Source organism: Loktanella atrilutea (genome assembly GCF_900128995.1).
GTDB lineage: Bacteria > Pseudomonadota > Alphaproteobacteria > Rhodobacterales > Rhodobacteraceae > Loktanella > Loktanella atrilutea.
In genome coordinates this window covers 18,489-35,466 of sequence record NZ_FQUE01000010.1, presented here as the reverse complement: position 1 = coordinate 35,466, position 16,978 = coordinate 18,489, and the positions used below count along the sequence as shown (strand labels likewise).

General features: G+C 62.5%; 19 protein-coding genes and 1 tRNA gene. 1 reads left to right on the top strand and 19 read right to left on the bottom strand.

Annotation, left to right across the window (positions count from 1 at the left end):
• Positions 1–6 precede the first annotated feature (6 nt).
• From BUA54_RS16480 to BUA54_RS16470, 3 genes are read right to left on the bottom strand one after another with little or no spacing between them, the layout of a single operon-like run.
• Positions 7–804 (bottom strand): pyocin knob domain-containing protein, encoded by a 798-nt coding sequence (locus tag BUA54_RS16480; protein ID WP_072858363.1) that lies wholly within the window; start codon positions 802–804, stop codon positions 7–9.
• The gene (locus BUA54_RS16475; RefSeq protein ID WP_072858362.1) at positions 804–1,730 is read right to left on the bottom strand and encodes a hypothetical protein; all 927 of its coding nucleotides are present in this window, start codon (positions 1,728–1,730) and stop codon (positions 804–806) included. The genes BUA54_RS16480 and BUA54_RS16475 overlap by 1 nt, the downstream gene beginning before the upstream one ends.
• Positions 1,727–5,923, bottom strand: a complete 4,197-nt coding sequence (locus BUA54_RS16470) for a hypothetical protein (RefSeq protein WP_072858361.1) — start codon at positions 5,921–5,923, stop codon at positions 1,727–1,729. Before BUA54_RS16470 ends, BUA54_RS16475 begins: the two co-directional genes overlap by 4 nt.
• A gap of 66 nt (positions 5,924–5,989) precedes the next feature.
• On the opposite strand from BUA54_RS16470, the gene BUA54_RS16465 reads away from it, so the two are divergent.
• Entirely contained in the window at positions 5,990–6,304 is a 315-nt protein-coding gene (locus BUA54_RS16465) for a hypothetical protein (protein WP_072858360.1), read from the top strand.
• Between the two features lie 169 nt (positions 6,305–6,473).
• Here the strand turns inward: BUA54_RS16465 and BUA54_RS16460 are convergent, their stop codons facing one another.
• The 16 genes from BUA54_RS16460 to BUA54_RS16385 form a co-directional block, all read right to left on the bottom strand.
• The gene (locus BUA54_RS16460; protein WP_281250656.1) at positions 6,474–6,878 is read right to left on the bottom strand and encodes a GTA-gp10 family protein; all 405 of its coding nucleotides are present in this window, start codon (positions 6,876–6,878) and stop codon (positions 6,474–6,476) included.
• Between the two features lie 14 nt (positions 6,879–6,892).
• The gene (locus BUA54_RS16455) at positions 6,893–7,300 is read right to left on the bottom strand and encodes a phage tail tube protein (RefSeq protein ID WP_072858358.1); all 408 of its coding nucleotides are present in this window, start codon (positions 7,298–7,300) and stop codon (positions 6,893–6,895) included.
• 29 nt (positions 7,301–7,329) lie between these two features.
• Positions 7,330–7,752 (bottom strand): DUF3168 domain-containing protein, encoded by a 423-nt coding sequence (locus BUA54_RS16450; RefSeq protein WP_072858357.1) that lies wholly within the window; start codon positions 7,750–7,752, stop codon positions 7,330–7,332.
• Positions 7,745–8,056, bottom strand: coding sequence for a hypothetical protein (locus BUA54_RS16445; RefSeq protein ID WP_072858356.1), 312 nt, complete (start codon positions 8,054–8,056; stop codon positions 7,745–7,747). The genes BUA54_RS16450 and BUA54_RS16445 overlap by 8 nt, the downstream gene beginning before the upstream one ends.
• 95 nt (positions 8,057–8,151) lie before the next feature.
• On the bottom strand, positions 8,152–8,541 hold the full coding sequence (locus tag BUA54_RS16440) for a phage head closure protein (RefSeq protein ID WP_072858355.1): 390 nt from the start codon (positions 8,539–8,541) through the stop codon (positions 8,152–8,154).
• Position 8,542: 1 nt separating this feature from the next.
• The gene (locus BUA54_RS16435; RefSeq protein WP_072858354.1) at positions 8,543–9,106 is read right to left on the bottom strand and encodes a head-tail connector protein; all 564 of its coding nucleotides are present in this window, start codon (positions 9,104–9,106) and stop codon (positions 8,543–8,545) included.
• 2 nt (positions 9,107–9,108) lie between these two features.
• Positions 9,109–9,462: a hypothetical protein gene (locus tag BUA54_RS16430; protein WP_245810739.1), complete on the bottom strand. Its 354-nt coding sequence runs from the start codon at positions 9,460–9,462 to the stop codon at positions 9,109–9,111.
• A gap of 81 nt (positions 9,463–9,543) precedes the next feature.
• A complete protein-coding gene (locus tag BUA54_RS16425) occupies positions 9,544–10,857 on the bottom strand; it encodes a phage major capsid protein (RefSeq protein ID WP_072858353.1) in 1,314 nt (437 codons plus the stop codon).
• A 24-nt stretch (positions 10,858–10,881) separates the two neighbouring features.
• Entirely contained in the window at positions 10,882–11,724 is an 843-nt protein-coding gene (locus tag BUA54_RS16420; protein WP_072858352.1) for a head maturation protease, ClpP-related, read from the bottom strand.
• Positions 11,721–12,911, bottom strand: a complete 1,191-nt coding sequence (locus BUA54_RS16415) for a phage portal protein (protein WP_072858351.1) — start codon at positions 12,909–12,911, stop codon at positions 11,721–11,723. The genes BUA54_RS16420 and BUA54_RS16415 overlap by 4 nt, the downstream gene beginning before the upstream one ends.
• A 64-nt stretch (positions 12,912–12,975) precedes the next feature.
• On the bottom strand, positions 12,976–14,682 hold the full coding sequence (locus BUA54_RS16410) for a terminase large subunit (RefSeq protein WP_245810737.1): 1,707 nt from the start codon (positions 14,680–14,682) through the stop codon (positions 12,976–12,978).
• Entirely contained in the window at positions 14,682–15,164 is a 483-nt protein-coding gene (locus BUA54_RS16405; RefSeq protein WP_143155472.1) for a hypothetical protein, read from the bottom strand. Before BUA54_RS16405 ends, BUA54_RS16410 begins: the two co-directional genes overlap by 1 nt.
• An 89-nt stretch (positions 15,165–15,253) precedes the next feature.
• Positions 15,254–15,439, bottom strand: a complete 186-nt coding sequence (locus tag BUA54_RS16400; RefSeq protein ID WP_072858349.1) for a hypothetical protein — start codon at positions 15,437–15,439, stop codon at positions 15,254–15,256.
• A gap of 33 nt (positions 15,440–15,472) precedes the next feature.
• Positions 15,473–15,838: an HNH endonuclease gene (locus BUA54_RS16395; protein WP_072858348.1), complete on the bottom strand. Its 366-nt coding sequence runs from the start codon at positions 15,836–15,838 to the stop codon at positions 15,473–15,475.
• Positions 15,839–15,855: 17 nt separating this feature from the next.
• A tRNA-Met gene (locus BUA54_RS16390) sits at positions 15,856–15,931 on the bottom strand.
• Positions 15,932–16,066: 135 nt separating this feature from the next.
• Positions 16,067–16,822: a hypothetical protein gene (locus BUA54_RS16385; protein WP_143155471.1), complete on the bottom strand. Its 756-nt coding sequence runs from the start codon at positions 16,820–16,822 to the stop codon at positions 16,067–16,069.
• Positions 16,823–16,978 lie beyond the last annotated feature (156 nt).

Genomic DNA, 16,978 nt, shown 5'->3' with positions numbered 1-16,978 from the left:
TATCCTTTAGAACCAGCGCCCAACGGCAAACAACTCGATGTCGACGGGCGAGCCGCTGCTTTGCGCTGAAAAGTGCTTCACCAAAGCAGAAGTGGCCGATGCGGTGCGGGACCTCGACCAGAGAGTCGTGCCTATTCGTGGGTTGGCTGCTGTATATAGGTCGTTCGTAATCGAAAACGCCGCAGGGAAAGTCCACGTAACTTCCGAAGATGTAAATATATTACCAGCAGCAAAAGTGACCGGAGCATCTGGGAGAATTCCCGTGGCAGTGCATATCTGTGTCCCGTCAGCAAATCTGGTAAATTCGCCGTTGGGGTTGCTGCCGTGCTGGATGACGGCTCCCGTCGGAATTCCGCCTGATTGGCTTACGGCTCCGAGAATGTTGTCCGCAGCGTATTGGCGCTGCCATGACTCCCATGAACCGCTGGTCGCGTTGTAAACACGGACGAAATTTTGCCCACCACTGGCCGCACCACCAACGGGCGTATAAGTTTGCTTGATTTGAGCGCCGTTGTATCGCTCGACCAAAACGTAGCCATACGGTGAAACCCCGAAAGGCACCGTTCCAGTGGTGGCGTCAGTTACGCAATAAAAACCCGACGGAGTCGTCGTTAAGTTCAGGTTCGTTATTACGGTCGGAAACCCCGTTGCCCCAAGGCCGAAGTCGCCGGGGGTCATAACGTTCTGGTTGGACATTTGAGCAGAGACGGTCTGCATCCACGACAGGAAAGCGCCGGCGTCGGTGTCGAAGCTGGCGCTTCCGAGAACCGGGTAATTGGGAGCTGGTTCGATATTGAGGGCCATCAGATGTTTCCTGTGACTGTGAGTGCTGCAGTGCTGATCCCAATCTCGAGCGACGGCGAGAAATCGGCGTAAGTACCCAGCACGATCAGGTTGTGATAGAGTTCTTCGTTCTCGTAATAGATCGCGGGAACGGCCCGAAGGGGTAGTAGGATGCGCTCAATGCGGGCGTAATCTTCTTTCGGAAAGGCGAGCTGAAACTGAATCTTGCGGGCATAGCCGCGCTGCACCAGCATCTGCTCTCCGAAGGCATCGACCTCGTTCGTGGAATAATCAATATTCGACGGGGAGGTGCTGAAAAGCAGTCTGCCGAGCACGCGCCGCCGCCCGAACCCGATGATGCTGGCAGCGGCGATGCCACCGTCGTTCTCGATCGTGACCCGCAGTTGATACCCGGCGAAGGCATTCAGCCCGTAGAACACCTGATTCTCGACGAACTGATCCGGCTCGAATGTGAAGTAGTCGAACCATGTCCTGACCGACGACGTGTCGAGTAGCTGCCGGGTTTCGTCGAAGACGCCGACACCATCGCCGTTCAACACCTCCACCCTGACGGATCGCGCTTCGAGGCCGGTCAAGGCAACGATGTTCATCGTGGCCGTCACCTGCAGCACATATTCGATCGCGTTCGCCCGACGCACCTTTGCGCTATTCAGCCCATCGAATGCCCGCCAACGGTTCGTCTTGCTAACATAGATCCATTGCCCGGTCGGGTTCTTCTCGGGATCGAAGATATTTGCCGGATTGACGGGATCCTTGCCGACATTGCCGGCTACCCGGTTCTGATAGATCCCATGCGTGAACAGGGAGATCACGCGCGCATCCACCGCATAGGTCGTGCCCGCTACCCAGACCGGGTAATCGTCCTCGGGCACATTCGTACTGACAAGGGTGGCGTCCGTTACGGCAACCAGCGGGATCACCCTCATGCGGCACTCGTCTTGACGACGCCCCTGATCTTGACGCCTTCAACCTTGGCGAAGTCGGAGTTCAGACGCGTTGCCCGCATCTCATTATAGGTGTTGACGCCCAAGTTCACGGTTGCATCCTTCATGGCCTTGATTTCAGCGCGCAGGCCGCGGATCTCCGCTGCGAGATCCGTATTGATCTGAGCCGGTGCAGCAACGGCTGGAACAGGCACCAAGGACACCCCAGTTGGCGTTGTGCGCGATGCCGTCAGACCGCGAGATGCCATGCCGACGGCGTTCTGGTAATCAAAGCGGCTTCCGAAGTTTGCAGGATCGATCGCGTCCATCATCTCCTGCAACCTGCGGGTCGCTTCCTCGGCCGCCGCCGCCAATTCCTCTTCCACCTTCTTCCGATCGGACAAAGCCCAGAACTGCTTCTGCAGGGCTTGGTTGCTCGCATCGAGCCCCTTGAGCGTATCGGCCCGCAGAGCTTCTTCGTTGCCGGTCAGCTCCCAGATCTGGCGCTGAATTCCCATGCGCTCGGACAGGATGGATGCCGCTTTTTGTTCCGCCGCAGCGGCGTCGTTCAGGGCATAAATCCGCAGCTGAATAGCACGGTTCGATGGATCGAGCGCCGCGAGCTCGCGACGACGGATCTCGGCCGTCCTCCCCTGGAGGCCGAGCAGGGTGCCCTCGAGATTGGACCGCTCGCTGAGAATGGCCGCAGCCTTTTGTTCCGCTACCGCCGAATCCTGTAAGGCATAGATCCGCAATTGGAGGGCCCGGTTGGCGGGGTCCAGCGCGGCAAGCTCCTGTTTCCGAAGTGCTGCGGTGTTCCCGGTCAGTGTCCAGATCTGCTGATAAAGACTCATCCGTTCGTTGCGGAACGCAGTCAGGTCGACCGCTGCCTCTCCGGCGTCTTTCGACACGCCCCTTACGGCCTCCTGCAGGTCTTTCCACTGAGCGAATTGAGGCGCGAGGCTTATCAGCTTGGCCGCTCTGGTCGTGTTGCCATTGGCAAGCGCCTTGTCCACGCGGCGCTTGAAGTCCTCGATCGATTTGGGAATGTTGTCGATCCCCGCGGCGCCGGCCGACTGCATCAGGCTGCGTCGCGCAAGCTTCATCTTGTCGGCATCGCTGTAGATCGCATCGACATAGCTCGACATCGAAGTGGACGCGTTCTGCAGACCGCCCAGTGCCTCCACGAATTTCGTCGCGGTCTTTGCGCCTTGGAGGCCGACAAGATCAATCGACGCACGCAGTCCGTGGAAAGCGTCTTTGGTGAAATCCACCGAGGCCGAGACCCGGGCCATGACGTCGCCCAGTTCCTCGCCGGAATTGACCAGCTGCCAAGCGCCCTTGCCGAGGGATTTCAGGAAGCGCCGAGCGAGATCATTCTGCGCCTGCTTAAGTGCGTCCAGCGCCGCCTGCTGCGCCTGCGCCTCGTCCATGTCCTTCGTGCTGATGTCGATCTGGGCGGTATAGTTGCGCAGCGACCGGGTCGAGACATCAAGTGACTTCGCGGCATCGGCAGCGCCAGCGTAGATCGCGGCATAGGCCGCCGTCATGGGGCTGTCCTCGATCGCAGTCATACCGGTGCTGGTGGACTTCGTAAGGCCCCAGAAGCGCGACTTCTGGACCTTCCTGTAGGACTCGGCCAACAGGTCATTGCCTTCGATCGTCAGGCGGATCCCGTTGTCCAGCTCCTTGGTTTTCGATTTGAAAAAGCTGATGCCGAGTGCGACGGCGCCGATCACCGGGACAAGCGATCCGGCAGCCGCAGCCATGCCGGCCATGCCGGTCGTTGCAGCCCCGAGAGAGGCACCGATACCGCTCAGACCGGCTCCGATCCCCCCGGTGGCGAATGTGCTCAGCGAGGCCATAGCATTCGACGCGAAGACAGACCCCATTGCACCGATGCGAGATCCGATGCCGCCCAGCATCCCACCCATCCCGCCCAGGCCACCCAGACCGCCAGAAGCTGCGGACGCGGCCGTTCCGGCGAGACCGCCCCCACCGATGCCCATCGACAGCATGATCCGGTTGCGGGCGGCCGTGGCGATCATCTTCGAGATCATGCCGGTAAAGCTGCCGAGGATCGACTTTACGAAGCCCTTGAAATCCTGCAGGCCGCCGGCCACGAAATCCCCGAATGCATCCGAGACGTCGCCAATCAAAGGATAGGATCGTGCCAGTTCGTCGTTAAGCTGTTCAACGGCCTCGGCGTATGCCCCGCCCGATAGGCCCTCCTTCGACAGGTCGCCCAAGTGCTCGAGCTCGGCGTTGTATTTCTTGACCGGGTCGGCGTCGAATTCGAGGCGCTCGATTTCCTTTCGCAGGGCTTCGGCATCGCGCTCGGCCGCCTTCATCGCGGCAGACGCCGCCTTCGACGCATCCGAAAGGCCCTTCTTGCTGCCACCGCCCCCGATCGCTTTCGCGGCTTTCGCTGCGGCTGCTGCCTGATCGGACAGCGTTTTTGAAAGACCCGTATTTTCCCGTGCCAATCCATCAGCCTTGGCGGCTTGGGCATCGAACTCCTGCCCCAGTGCCGCAAGTTGGTCAGCTGTGGCCCCAGTTGCCGCGGCTGCTTTGATCGCATCGTCTCGCAGCTGAAGGACGCCTGCCGCCGATGCCGTAATGCCGCGCTCCAATTGGCGGGTGAGGCTGGTATTTTGGTTCTGAAGCGTCGAAATCGCGCTGTCCACCTGGGAGCCGATAGCGGCCACCGCGGAAGGCACCTGCCCGAGCACGGACACAAGCTGCGCAGCGAAGACACTGGCCTGGGCGATATTGCCCGACAGGCCGCTCGTCGCTTGAGCTGCGCGCGCCGCCCGATCTGCGACCGCTTCATTCGCACTGACAAGATCGGTCGTTACTAGGTATGCGCCCTTGATCGTGTCCGACTGCTCCTGCGAGACGCCCAGAGCGTCAACCGCCGCGAAGTAGGCGTCTCGCTCCGCATCAGCGCGCATCTGCGCCACAACCGCGCTGTCAGCACCATGATCGCGAATGGCAATCTGGAGGCGCATCTCATCGTTGAGCGCGGCCAGCATCTCGTTGGCTGATTTGGTGGCCTTGGTGAAACCGTTTGCAATCTCTTCGGCCGACGAAGCGGCGGCCGCCGCGGCAGGCGCAACGGCGGCCAGCAGTTCGAGCAGCTTCTGAATCGGCGCAGGGATAACTGCCGCCCCGTCATACATTTTCATGATCTGGTCAGAGGCGCGTGCGGCGGCAGTTGCGATGTCCGCCATTCCCCCCGTTCCGATAGCGTCCAGCATGGGGACCAGCTGCCGTGCCTGCTCGAGATTCAGCCCAAGCGCCTTCGCTGCCTCCTCCGCTTCGATGCGGAAGACCTCGACGGCATCTGCAGATGCGGAGATCTGCGCAGGATCGCCAAGCCCCTGGTCGAGCAGCTGCTGGTTGCGAACGTAGACCTCCTGCAGGCGGTCGAGCTCTGCAATAGTGGCGCTGATCCCCTCGAGCCCACCCATGAAGTCCGATGCGGTCAGCTGACTGACGGCCGCAGACGCCGTGACCTTCGCCATACCTTCGGCCTGCGCTCGCACGTCATCGGCAAACTTGCCAAAACGGGTCTGCAGCTCTTGCGTGGTCGAGCCGGCCACGCTGGCGTAGTGCTCGTAATTGGAAAGCGCGTCGGTGAAGAGCTCCACGCCCTTGCCGGCGTCTTCGGCCGCATCGCCAGCCCCGAACAGATTTGCAGCGACGGGCAGCAGCAGACCAGCAACGGCGCCCACCGCAATGCCGGCGGTGCCAAAGGCAAGGCCGATATCCGGCAACTGGATGGCAATGGACCGCAGGGCATCGCCACCGGCCATCGTCTGCTGGACCATCTGAGACATCTGCATGCCGAACATGCGCGTCTGGTTCGAACCGAGCACGGCGTTGAGACGGGATACCGCCACTGTGTCCGCATTCAGCGCCCCGGCAAGCCGCTGCGCCTGCACTTCGGTGGCAGCGTACTCGCGCTGCACGTTGTCCATCATGGCGGCGTGACGGGCCGCATCGATCTTACCCGCCTCCAAGGCGGCATTCAGAAGCTTTTGATCGCGCTCCAGATATTTTGTCGCACGCGCCAGGGGGTCGTAACGGCCCTCCAGCGAGAGCAGCTGACGCTCCATGCGATTTGCGGCCTTCTCCGCCTGGTCTGCCTCGAATTGGAGACGGATGCGGATGCTTTCGAATTCGTCACTCATGAGAGGTTTCCTTGCAGAATTTACAAACCGGCCATAGCGTCCAGCATCGGCATAAGGAGAGATTATATGTGGAAATTCGTCGCGACATTCAGTATCTTGGCGAGCGCATCCGGCGCACAATCTCGCATCGAACGATGCGATGTCTACGGCCAAATAGCGGACGAATTAGCAATAGACCTTGCTGAACTTACCAAAATCATGATGGCCCATAATACTGTCATGCAACTGCTTGCGAGAATGCGGCCCGAAGAACCTTTCAAGGTAACCGCGAAGCTGTCGCAAGACAGTTTTGACGAAAGCTTAACCAAGCTCGTAGAATTGGGTGCCGGGGTGAATGATGGTATTCAGACACTTGTTCTTGAATGCACAGCTAATCAGTAAACGCCTTTGCGCGCAGCCTAAGAATATCGCGCCTTAAGTTCTCCAAACCGCTTCGCAGACATTGCCGCGGGTGGGCCATCGCCTGCGTGCATGTCGTTCCAGCCGACGATCCAGTAGCCGATGTCGCGGGGGGTCATTTGCCTGACCTCCCACGGCTTCAGCCCGGTCTTTACGAGGTCGCGGATTTTTTCGGGGACGTTGTATCGGCCTTCCGGTCCGTCACCGCGTCCCCTGTCACGGGGGGGCTGTCGCTTTCCTCCGCCGGCGGGATGAACGCTGACAGGAGCAGGCCCTGCGCCGCGGCCCGAACTTCGAGGCTCTTCGTCAGGGGCAGACCCGTCACCAGGTCGTGCGCGGCCTTCTCCGCCATGCCGCCGCCGATCAGTCCGAGGATCACGATGTCGCGGCAATGCCTGAACTGCGGTGCGCTCTTTCGGTCGAGGAAGCGGCCCAGAACGTCGAACACACCAAACGGTGCGTACTGTTCCTCGAACCTTTCAACTTCGGCGACCGTCAGGATCATCGGGCGGCTTGCACCGCCCAGTTCACCCACGATCCCCCCGACGGGGGCCATGATCGAACCCGCCATTACGCGACCGCCGGCGTGAAGACGACGGCACCGCTGGACTGCAGCTGGATCGTCATGGTGACCGCCCCTTCGAGCTCACCCGCCAGTCCCATATTGCCGACGGCAAAGTTGCCCGTAAACGAGCCGAGACCGGGCACGATGATTTCGAGCGCAAGGTACGTCCCGTCGTTCTTCGCATCGATGAAGGAGACGGCCTGCGTCTTGTCCTCGAAATAGCCATTGCCGTCGATATCCAGCATCTGGATGCCAGCGATGACCTCACGCCAGACGGTTCCGCCAGGCTCAGCGGTGTTGATGGACGTGATGTCCACAAGATTGCCGTTCAGGTTGATGGTCCGGGTGGTCAGACCGGCGACGACCTCTGTGCCGAGCTTGACCAAAAGCTCGCGGGCGTTCTGTTTGGGCATATTGCGGCCTCCTGTAAGATGGTTGGATTTTACGAACCCGATGGTTCGATCAGGGCCTGAAAGGCGGTGATTCCGAGATACGACTTACCGTCGGTTTCGCGACCGGTCGTTTGTGTCATCCATTCGAGCGACACCATGCGATGACCCTCGAGGCTCAAAGCCTGCGTCCGGCCACCGAGAAGCGCGATGACGGCCTCATTGATCCGGGTCGCTTCCACACGGCCGGCGATAGGCCTGCTATGCGCTTCGATACCGAACATCAGGCGGACACCGTCGGTGCTGGATGTCCGCTGGGGAAAAGGCTCGATCGCTCCCAGCCGGACATAAGGAAATTTAGCTCCCTCCGGAGGCTCGTCGTAGATGCGATCTGCCACGAGCTCAGAGATGGACAAGTCAGCACGAAGGGCCGCAATGACGGCAACCTGAAGCGCGAGGGCAGGCCCCTTATCCATTCCTGAGAACCTCACGCACGATCTTGCGAATGCGCGCGCGACGCTTTGCTTTCGTCGCGTTGAGCGCCGGGTTCACGAACGGCAAGGCGGGACCGATGCCGCGGTAATAGCCTGCCTTGGTATACCGCGGAACCGTTCCCCCTTCGAGGATACGGGAGAGCGGGCCAAAGTCGATGACCGCCCCCTCCTCGCCCAGTGAATACGATTTGATCGCGGCCTTGGCACGTCCGGTTGCACCCGACGGGACCAGCACACGGGCCAGCGCCGCAACGTCGTCGGCGTTCTGCTCGTTTGCCGCGATCATCCGCCGTCTTGTCTCCGGGGCAAGGGATCTGAGCTTGGCGCGAATGCGCGCGCTATCTGATGTCGCAGACACTTATTCGATCACCCCGTCACTCTTCATCCTGCGACACCCGCTTCGCACAGGAATTCGATCGCCTCGCCGGAGTTGCCCACGGCTATCATTGAGCGAATGTTCCAGTTTTCACCGCGGGCCCGGATCTGATCGGATTCCTTGATCGCCCGGGTCTGAACGGTTCTGCGTACCCGGATGGTCGCCGTCCGCGAGGCCTCGATCCGCCCGGCGGCGAGGCGTTCCTTTCCCGTGGTCTCCCGCACATCTGCCCAGACCGTGAACAGGTCCTGATGCGATGCCGCGATGTTGCCGAATTCATCGGCCCCCGGTACTGGATTTCCGAACTCGTCAACTTCCGCGGATACGGACGCCGTTCCATCCGTTTCCAGCAGACGCTGGAACGTGATCCTGTCGCGCAATGATCCCGCTTCCATCTCAGACCGACATCCAGCGGTAGGGCGCAATCAGCATCTGAACCCCGAGTGGCAGTGGCGCGGCGCTCCGAGTCACCACCGCCTCGCGGTTGGCATACCAATGCGCCACCAGCATGCGGACGGCCTGCACCAGCGCGGGCGGCACATCGTCGACGGCTGTCCCGAAGGTGGCGTCGATCATCGCCGGGCCCCGCCACGCGGCCAGAGGATCAGCGTCACTGACAATGAGGCTGGATCCGCGCACGGTCTCCACGAGCCTGTCGTTGGGCAGGGTCACCGCCTGCGTCTCACCGGTAGCATCGACGAACCGGACCGTGGCGGCCGTCGCCCCCGGCATGTCGAAATCGAACTGCGCATGAAGGCACTGCGCCTGGTACCGCCAGACCTGCGTCACCATGCACCGACCCAGAATGCCCGAGCGGCCATCCAGGTGATCGACGGCGGCCGCAATGAGGCCTTCAATCAACGCGTCTTCTTCCGCCCCGTCCACGCGCAGAAATAGCTTGGCCTCCTCGACCTTGATCGGTGCCCAATCAGGCGGCGTGATGCGGACGGGGCGGAGCATGTTCAACCCTTGGCTTTCGACTTCGCGTCCGCTTCAGCCTTCGCCTTTTCCTCGGCCTCGGCCTTCGCCTGGGCATCCGCTTCAGCCTTGGCTTTTTTCTCAGCCTCGACCTTCGCCGCTTCTTCAGCCTTCGCCTTCTCCTCAGCCTCGGCCTTCGCGGCTGCATCAGAGCCCACCTCGATCATCGCCAGGCGGGCTTTGGCCCGGGGCGTCAATCCTTCCACGAAGTTGCCGCGCTTCACCAGCTTCTTGCCGAGCTCGCTGGAAACTTGGATGGGTTCATCCGGGCGTGCGATGCCATATTCGCCCACCTGCTGCACCTTGGCGGTGACCGTCATCTTGTCGGATTTGCTCACGTCATTGACTCCTCTGGTTGGATGGATCGGCTTGCGAAAAGAGCGGACGTCACCGCCCGCTCTTCAGGAAGTCGACCTCGATCAGACGACGAGGCCAAAGTCGCCGTAGATCAGGGACTGCGGACGCTTCACCGCCAGGGCGAGACGCTTCTCCGCCCGGATCGTCAGCATGTTCTTGACGAAGTTGTCGCGGTCCTCCGACGAGATCAGCACCTCGGTGTCCATCCGATCGTAGATCGTCGCCGCCACGGTGAAGGCGCCGACGAGGAACTTGTCGACGGTCATCGCCAGGGTCGGCACAACGCGGCGGCCCCACAGCACCGGCCCGGCGATTCCGGTCGGGTTTGCGAAGATGTAGCGGTTGTCGGCATCTTTGGTGGTCTCGATGACCATCCAGTCCTCCGGGTGCAGCACGACGCCGTCGGCGGGGTAGAGGTTCAGTGTGGCCTCGAGCATCGCGACGCGCAGCTTGTCGATCAGCGTCGGGTTGGAGATCTTCGCCTCGGCCGCGCCGCTGTAGGCGGTCGCGTTCGTGATCAGACCGTCGAGGTTCGGGGACACGCCGTCGCCGGCCAGTAGCTGGGCGTCTTCCGTGATGTCCAGCATGTAGCGCAGTTCGGTGTCGATCAGCCCTTCCAGCATGGGCAGATCGTCCAGTGCCTGACGCGACGCCGGGATCCACGTCGCGATCGTCTGCACCGGCGTGTTTTCCAGCGCCCAGGCCAGTGCACTTTCGGGCTTCAGCGCGGTTTCCGAAACGGGCGCCGCGGCATTGGTCCGGGTGGTCTGCCGCGCGTATTCAATCGAGCCCTGGTCGACGGAGACGGACGGGATCAGGTCGCGGATGTGCACGCTCTGCCGCGGCGCGCCGACCACTTCGGGATCGCGGTAGGGCTGGCGCAGCGCGCCGGCCGAGGTGCCGCCCGTGGTGATCGCGTTCTTCACTTCGACCCGCAGCGTACCGCGACCATTGAACGCCTGCACGCTGTCGTCGGCCACCACAGCTTGGCCGAGACTCAACCGATCGGACCCGCCGCGGCTGCCGCCGCCGCCGGCCAGCTTCTGCTCCAGCTCGAGTGTCTGCCCTTCGGCCGCTTTCATTCGGTCGGTCAGCGCTTTAACGCTGTCCTGCAGAGCGCCCTGCTGGGTCAGCAGCTTGTCGGCCGAAGCCTTCGTCTCAGCGCTCATTTCGCCCGAACGCTTCGCCTCGTTCATCGCCGTCTCGGCGGTCTTGGAGACGTCATCGCCGATGCGGGTCAGCTCCGACTTAACGTCGCGCAGCAGCTCCTCGAAATTGCGCGGGTTGCCCTCAGCGCGCGGAGCGCCGATCGCCCCTTTCGGGGCACACGCCATCATCGCGCCCATGGCAATCATGGGCATCGCAAGTTTTTTCATTGTCATGTTCCTTGGATTTGCCCGTCAGCGGGCCTTGAGGTCCTGCAGAAGTCGCTCGACCCCTGCGATGACGGCAGCATCCTGCGTGCCGGTCGGGGCAGCGCCTGGCATGCCCCCCTTCAGAGCGGCCAGCAGTTCGCGGCCCTCCGATCTCTTCATGCCGGCGCGGGCGGCGACTAGGTCAAACCGGCGCTCTGCCCGAAGCTGCGCCTTCGCGTCCCCGTCCGGCGCTGTCTCCACCTCGTCTGCGGAGAGCAGAGCGTCTGCCCAGCCATCATCGACGGCTTGACGTCCGCCGATCCATGTCTCGCGGTCCAGCAGCTTGGCGATATCCTCAACGGCCATCCCGGTCCGTGCGGCGTAAAGGTCAGCCGAGGCGGCATCGAACGGCTCCAGCCAGTCGGCGACATCCCGGATCGCATGCCGGTCACCCATCGTGACGATCCAGGTGTTGTGGATCATCAGGAACCCGGCGCGTCCGATCTCGATCCGGTCACCCGCCATGGCGATGACCGAGGCCGCGGACGCGGCGAGACCGAGGATCTTGACCGTGACGGCGCCACGGTGATCCCGCAGCTGGTTGTAGATCGCGAGACCCTCGAAGAAGTCCCCGCCGGGCGAGTTGATGTAGACCGTCACGTCCCGATCACCGATCTGGCGCAGCGCCGCACTGATTCGCTTGGCCGTCACCCCCTCACCCCAGAAATCCTGCCCGATCACGTCGAGGATCGAGATCGTCGCCTCGCCGGCCCCGTCGGCCGCCGCGCGCAGGTCGGGCATCCACGTTTGCATCGCCTTATCCGTCACTGCGGTCCGCATGCCGGGACGGGCCGCGATATCGGCCCGTGGAAGGTTGCGCTTCGTCATGGTGTGTCCTCATTCTTCGCTCGTGCGATCAGCTGATCGAGCGTGATCATTGCGCCCTGCACGAGGAGTGTGTTGCCGCCCGGAATGGACGGAAGGTTCAGCTTTGTGCGCGCTTCGTTCGGGGTCATCATCCCACCGTTGACCAGCGTCTGCAGGAATTCGGCCTTCGCCTTGCTCTCCATCTGCAGGATGCCCTCACGGTTCCATTCGACGTAGGTTCCGGGCCGCTCCGGCCGGACGAGGTCGCGACCGATCCTGCTCTCGATGCGGCGCATCAGCGGGTTGAGACCCTGCGTCATCCACGAGATCAGGATCTGTTCGACCCCAGACCCCCACATGGTCTGCCCCTTGGCCGAGTGCCCGATGACAACCGGCGGCGTGCCGAACCACCGGCAGATGTCCTCGACCGAAAACTGACGCGTTTCCAGCATCTGCGCATCTTCGGGATTGAGCGTCGCTGCCTGCCAATCCATCCCGTTTTCCAGGACTAGCACCTTCCAGGCCTTGCTGGATCCGGAGAAGTTCGTGAGGAGCTCCCGCGTCGAGTCGCGCTGTTCTGGTGTCAGGGTGCCGGTGAACTTGAGAAAACCCGACGGGTTCATTCCATTCGCGAACATCTTTGCGGCCATCTCGTCCGCCGCGAGGCCGGAGCCGATGCTTTGAAGCCCGAAGCGGATTGCCGAGAGACCCTTTATTCCCCCGAAGCCGAACCCTTTGACGTGGAAAACCTTGTCGGCCGGCAAGGTGTCGCGCTTGCCCCGATCATTGATGTCATAAACGACGCGGCCGTCGGATAATCGGCGCGGCTCGCAGCGCGATGCTGGCAGCGGCAGCAGAGCCGACAGCCTTCGTCCCGTATTGACCCGCTCTGCATAGCAGTTGCCGTTCGACAGCAGCCACGCGATCTGGCCCTCCCAGTGCTCGGTCGCCGTCTGCTCGCTGTTCGGAGAGACCGTCAGGATTTCGGACAGGCGCTCGTCGAGCGGCTCTCGCCCACCATCTGCAGCACGGGCGTAGTGCGTCAGCGGCAGCGTCGCGATCGTCTGCGCCGTCTGCCGGATGCAAGCCCAGACGGCAGAGAGCTGCAGGGCATTTTCCACACCGACACGACGGCCTGCATGGCTCTCCATGCTGGCGAGCGCTCCATGTTCCACCAGAACGCGACCGTCCGGATTCGCAACCGTCACGGCGTTTGCCGGACGTCGCCGCGCTACCCGCGGGATCGAGGTCTGTCGATATTGCACTGGCACCTCAGGCAACCATCACAGGATCGGACAGGAAAGCGGCAATGTCCGGCACGACCGCAGCGGCCGGGTTCATGTCCATCAGGATTGTCGCGTTGAAGAGCGCGATCAGGGGGTCGATCTTGGCCACGCCAGCGCGCTCCTTTGTAATCATCACGTTGTTGCCCCGGGCCTCGGCTTTGGCGTTGCCCAGGCACCAGGTCATCAGCGACTGACCGCCATGCAGCAGCGTGCCGTCCATCAGCCGCCGCTCGATGCCCTTGATGGCGCCGTTCAGCTTGAACCCCTGCCCCACGGCCGCGATCTGCTCGATCGTGAACCCGCCGGCCAGCAGACCGTCCACCAGCGCCGCGACGCCCCAGGGATCGAGGCCGATGGCGTTGGCCTCTGGCATCAGCCCCGCGTCGCGGATCGAGACGCAGAGCTCGACCATCTGCGCCACGTGCAGCGTAGTATCCGCCTCGATGATCAGGTCGCCCGTCGCGGCTAGGTCCAGCAGCTTCGGCGCAATCTCCTTGCGTCGCTCCAGCACGTCCGGGCTGCACCAGGCGCGGCCCCAGGTCAGGCGGTTACCGGTACCGCGTTCCCGGCCCAGCACGTTCAGTGAAGCCAAGTCATCGGCCCCGCCCATGTCGCCGCCGACCACCGCCACCTCACAGCGTGCCAGCAGCGTCGCGAGCTCCAGCGTCGTGTCGTTGCGCCGTTCCCAGTAATCGGTGGCCACCCAGCGTTCGCTGTGCAGGCCGATACCGATCTCGACATTTAAGTGCTGCGAGGCAAAGAGCGCCAGCGCGTCCGCGCCGTCCTGCAGGGCCTTGGCGAACTCGTCGCGCAGGTAGCCCAGCGACACCGACCGCTCGAGGTTTGGATTGACCATGTGCCACGTCGATTCGTCGCGCCAGGCCTCCGACTTCGCCATGTCCTGCGGCAGCTCGTAGAGCACCGCGAGGATCGGCAGGGCCTCCGTGCCGTCCCGCACCGCCCGAGCCCGCTGCAGTTCCCGCTTGAACTGGCCCTGCGGCTCCTTCTTCGATTGCGTCGTGATCGTCAGCAGGAACCCCTCCGGCCGCGAGGCCAAACCGCCGCGCAGCTCGACCATGATCTCGTCGGCCTTGGCCTTGGCTCCCAGCACGTGCAGCTCGTCGATCAGGATGAACGACGCCTTCGATCCCGTGACGATGTCGCCATCAGCCGACAGGATCGCGATCGACGCTTCCGTATCCCGGTGCGTGATCGTCTTCTTGTGGTCCTGAATGTGGAAGATCTCCTTCAGGGCCGGGTCGAGGTTGATGATCCCCTTCGCCGTCTTGAACGAGATGCCGGCGATCTTCTGCGTCGGCGCGATCAGGATCAGCTCGGCCTGCGGGCGTTCATTCAGGATGATCGCCACCATGATGATTGCTGCCGCGATCGCCGACTTGCCGTTCTTCTTCGGGACCAGCAGGAAGAATTCCCGCAGCATCCGCTGTTTCGTTTCCGGATCGTAGGACCCGAAGATTACGCGGACGAAGTCGAAGACCCAGTCCTCGCAGATCTCTCCGAAGGTGGGCGTCCCCACCAGGTCCGGCACCTTCAGCCGCTTGAAGATCCGCAGCGCCTTTTCCGCCATGGCGTCGAAGAGCGGCAGATCGGGGATCAGTGACAGACCGGCCTTGATCCGATCTTCCCAGTCCGGCACCGCCGTCGACCAGTCGCCCGGCAGCATATCCAGCATCAGTTCACCGACCCACCGGGCAGCAGATCACCGCCCCAGGCATCGTCGCGGAGCGCATCCTTGGCCGCCAGCTTCGCCTGAGCCTTCTTGCCCTCGGGTTGCTTCTTCGGCAGATCGTCGCCATCGAACGCGGCGGCGGCCCGCATCCGGTCATTGCGCTCGACCATCCGGCCCAGTTCCTTCATCGCGCTGACGTCGCCGGTCCCGGCTTTGTCGGCCAGCGTTTCGAAGCGCCAGGCATCGAACCGGTCGCGCTGCATCTCGCGCGCCCGCAGCTCGGAAAAATAATGCTTCCGCAGCGTCGGCAGTGACACGTGCAGGGCATTCGCAATCCGCTCGTTATTCCAACCCATCGCCAGCAACATGATGACTTTGTTGCGATTTTTCTGGGTGGCCTCATGGGCGGGACGACCACGGCGACCCGATGCCAGCGTGACGAGGTCGCCGAAGAGGTCCCTCACCTGCTGAAATTCATCGGCCATGGAAAAAAATCTCCGAATTGTGGGATGGCGGGTCTGGGGCCAAAGCCGGTCCGGACTTTTGCCCCCCCCTCCCGGGCGGGTGCAGGTTTTCAGAGGCCGCCGGGGGCTGGCCTCTCTGGCCCGTCGATCTCGACGGCAAGGCCGCACCCAAGGGTAGCGGCCGCGAGGGCGAGGAACTTAAGCCCAAGCCACCGGCGCAGGAGCCATGGCTGGGGCCATTTGATTTTGACGCGCAGAACCATGCTTTCCATCACTTTGATAGTGGTGTCAGCCATAACGAAGTTTCTCCTATTGCTTGTAGCCTTCCGTCAGGCCAGGCCGCGGCGTTCGAGGCTCTGCTTTGTCGCGTCGTGCCAGCCCTTGGCCACCGCCTGCAGGTTCCGCTCATCCCAGAACAGGACTGGGTCACCGTGGTGCGGCACCTTGTGGTCGACCACCGGGCTGTCGTTGGCAGGGTACTTGCCAATTAGCATCACGCCGGTCTGCTGGCAGGTGAACAGGTCACGCTCGAGGATGGTCAGGCGCAGCTTCCGCCACCGCTCTGTCTTGTACCAGGCGCGCCACGGTTGGGTCGCATCTCGCATCCGCGTGCGGCTGATCTCATCGCGTGGCGCCTGCTTCAGCTTCGATACTGCTGGGCCCAGCCGTTGCGGCAGGCTGGACAGCTTCGCCACGGCACGATCCTTTGAGCTGGTTGCGCGGGCCGGACTTGAACCGACGATCTGCTGGGTATGAACCAGCCGGGATGCCACTTCCCCACCGCGACATGGTGGCGGTGGATGATTCAACCATCACACCGCCACAATGAAAACGCCCGCAACGGTGGTGACCGGCGGGCGCAACTGTAGATGATGTCAACAGAGCTATGTCCGGTGCGCATTTCTGTCAACCGGATATTGTGCCTAGGACCGCGTGAACCCCTGCATCCGGTCCAGCGCCTTGGCAAGGCCATCAGATAACGCCGCCGCCACAACCTTGTTGCGCCCCCAGCCGTAAGCACGCAGCACCTCGCTGAGTGTCTGCTCAGCGATGCACACTCGGTCGACAAGATCCTGCGCCCAAACGATGGCGCGTTTGCCCCCAGCGTTCTTCGGAACGAGCACGCTAACTGACCCGATGCGCGCACGGATGACGGCGACCTGCTGAGCATCGGCAAGAACCGCATCGATCCATGACCCCTGCCCGCCCGATCCGGCACCCATTGCCTCGATCGACGAGCACTTCACGCCTGATGCCTCGACGCGCTCAGCAAGTGCCGCGTAGTCGCGCGCGGCGACCAGCTGCCCTGTGGTGAAGAGCGGGCGATATCCCTTGGGCAGCTTCCCGTCGACCTTCGCCCGGCGCTGCGCCTGAGCTTCCATCACGTCGAAGGCATCGGCACGCCGCAAAGCATCCTGTCCACGCCATCCTGCGCGTACCGTCATGGTCTTGCCGCCACGGTTCACCGCCTCGCGCGGCTGGAACTGCGCGACTGGCCCGCGGGCAGGAGCCATGTCGACGATCTCGGCACCAGCTCCGAACGGACGCGCAGCCCGCGCCTTCAAAGCGGCAATGCGTGCCGCCTCGGATTGCAGGAGTGTGAGTACTTCGTGCCGGGGATGACGAGCATAGCCGCGCGATCCCATATCTTGTGTATCTCCTGTTTTGTATCGCTGCATCTTGTTTCCTTTCGATAGAGTGCGGGAGGATAGGGAGGATAGAGGGTTGAAACGGGAGGATGGATCGAAGCGTTAACCGCCGTCTAATCTTCTGTTTCTCTTTACCTTTTCCTTCTTGATGGGAGGCAAGGGAGGATAGGGAGGATAAATTGAACA

Coding starts and splice junctions, on each gene's coding strand:
- BUA54_RS16450 (WP_072858357.1), bottom strand. CDS start 7,752: ATGGATAAGGGGCCTGCCCTCGCGCTTCAGGTTGCCGTCATTGCGGCC.
- BUA54_RS16465 (WP_072858360.1), top strand. CDS start 5,990: ATGTGGAAATTCGTCGCGACATTCAGTATCTTGGCGAGCGCATCCGGC.
- BUA54_RS16385 (WP_143155471.1), bottom strand. CDS start 16,822: ATGCAGCGATACAAAACAGGAGATACACAAGATATGGGATCGCGCGGC.
- BUA54_RS16470 (WP_072858361.1), bottom strand. CDS start 5,923: ATGAGTGACGAATTCGAAAGCATCCGCATCCGTCTCCAATTCGAGGCA.
- BUA54_RS16440 (WP_072858355.1), bottom strand. CDS start 8,541: ATGGAAGCGGGATCATTGCGCGACAGGATCACGTTCCAGCGTCTGCTG.
- BUA54_RS16400 (WP_072858349.1), bottom strand. CDS start 15,439: ATGGCTGACACCACTATCAAAGTGATGGAAAGCATGGTTCTGCGCGTC.
- BUA54_RS16420 (WP_072858352.1), bottom strand. CDS start 11,724: ATGACGAAGCGCAACCTTCCACGGGCCGATATCGCGGCCCGTCCCGGC.
- BUA54_RS16460 (WP_281250656.1), bottom strand. CDS start 6,878: ATGGCCCCCGTCGGGGGGATCGTGGGTGAACTGGGCGGTGCAAGCCGC.
- BUA54_RS16425 (WP_072858353.1), bottom strand. CDS start 10,857: ATGAAAAAACTTGCGATGCCCATGATTGCCATGGGCGCGATGATGGCG.
- BUA54_RS16445 (WP_072858356.1), bottom strand. CDS start 8,056: ATGATCGCGGCAAACGAGCAGAACGCCGACGACGTTGCGGCGCTGGCC.
- BUA54_RS16410 (WP_245810737.1), bottom strand. CDS start 14,682: ATGCTGGATATGCTGCCGGGCGACTGGTCGACGGCGGTGCCGGACTGG.
- BUA54_RS16455 (WP_072858358.1), bottom strand. CDS start 7,300: ATGCCCAAACAGAACGCCCGCGAGCTTTTGGTCAAGCTCGGCACAGAG.
- BUA54_RS16475 (WP_072858362.1), bottom strand. CDS start 1,730: ATGAGGGTGATCCCGCTGGTTGCCGTAACGGACGCCACCCTTGTCAGT.
- BUA54_RS16435 (WP_072858354.1), bottom strand. CDS start 9,106: ATGCTCCGCCCCGTCCGCATCACGCCGCCTGATTGGGCACCGATCAAG.
- BUA54_RS16480 (WP_072858363.1), bottom strand. CDS start 804: ATGGCCCTCAATATCGAACCAGCTCCCAATTACCCGGTTCTCGGAAGC.
- BUA54_RS16405 (WP_143155472.1), bottom strand. CDS start 15,164: ATGGCCGATGAATTTCAGCAGGTGAGGGACCTCTTCGGCGACCTCGTC.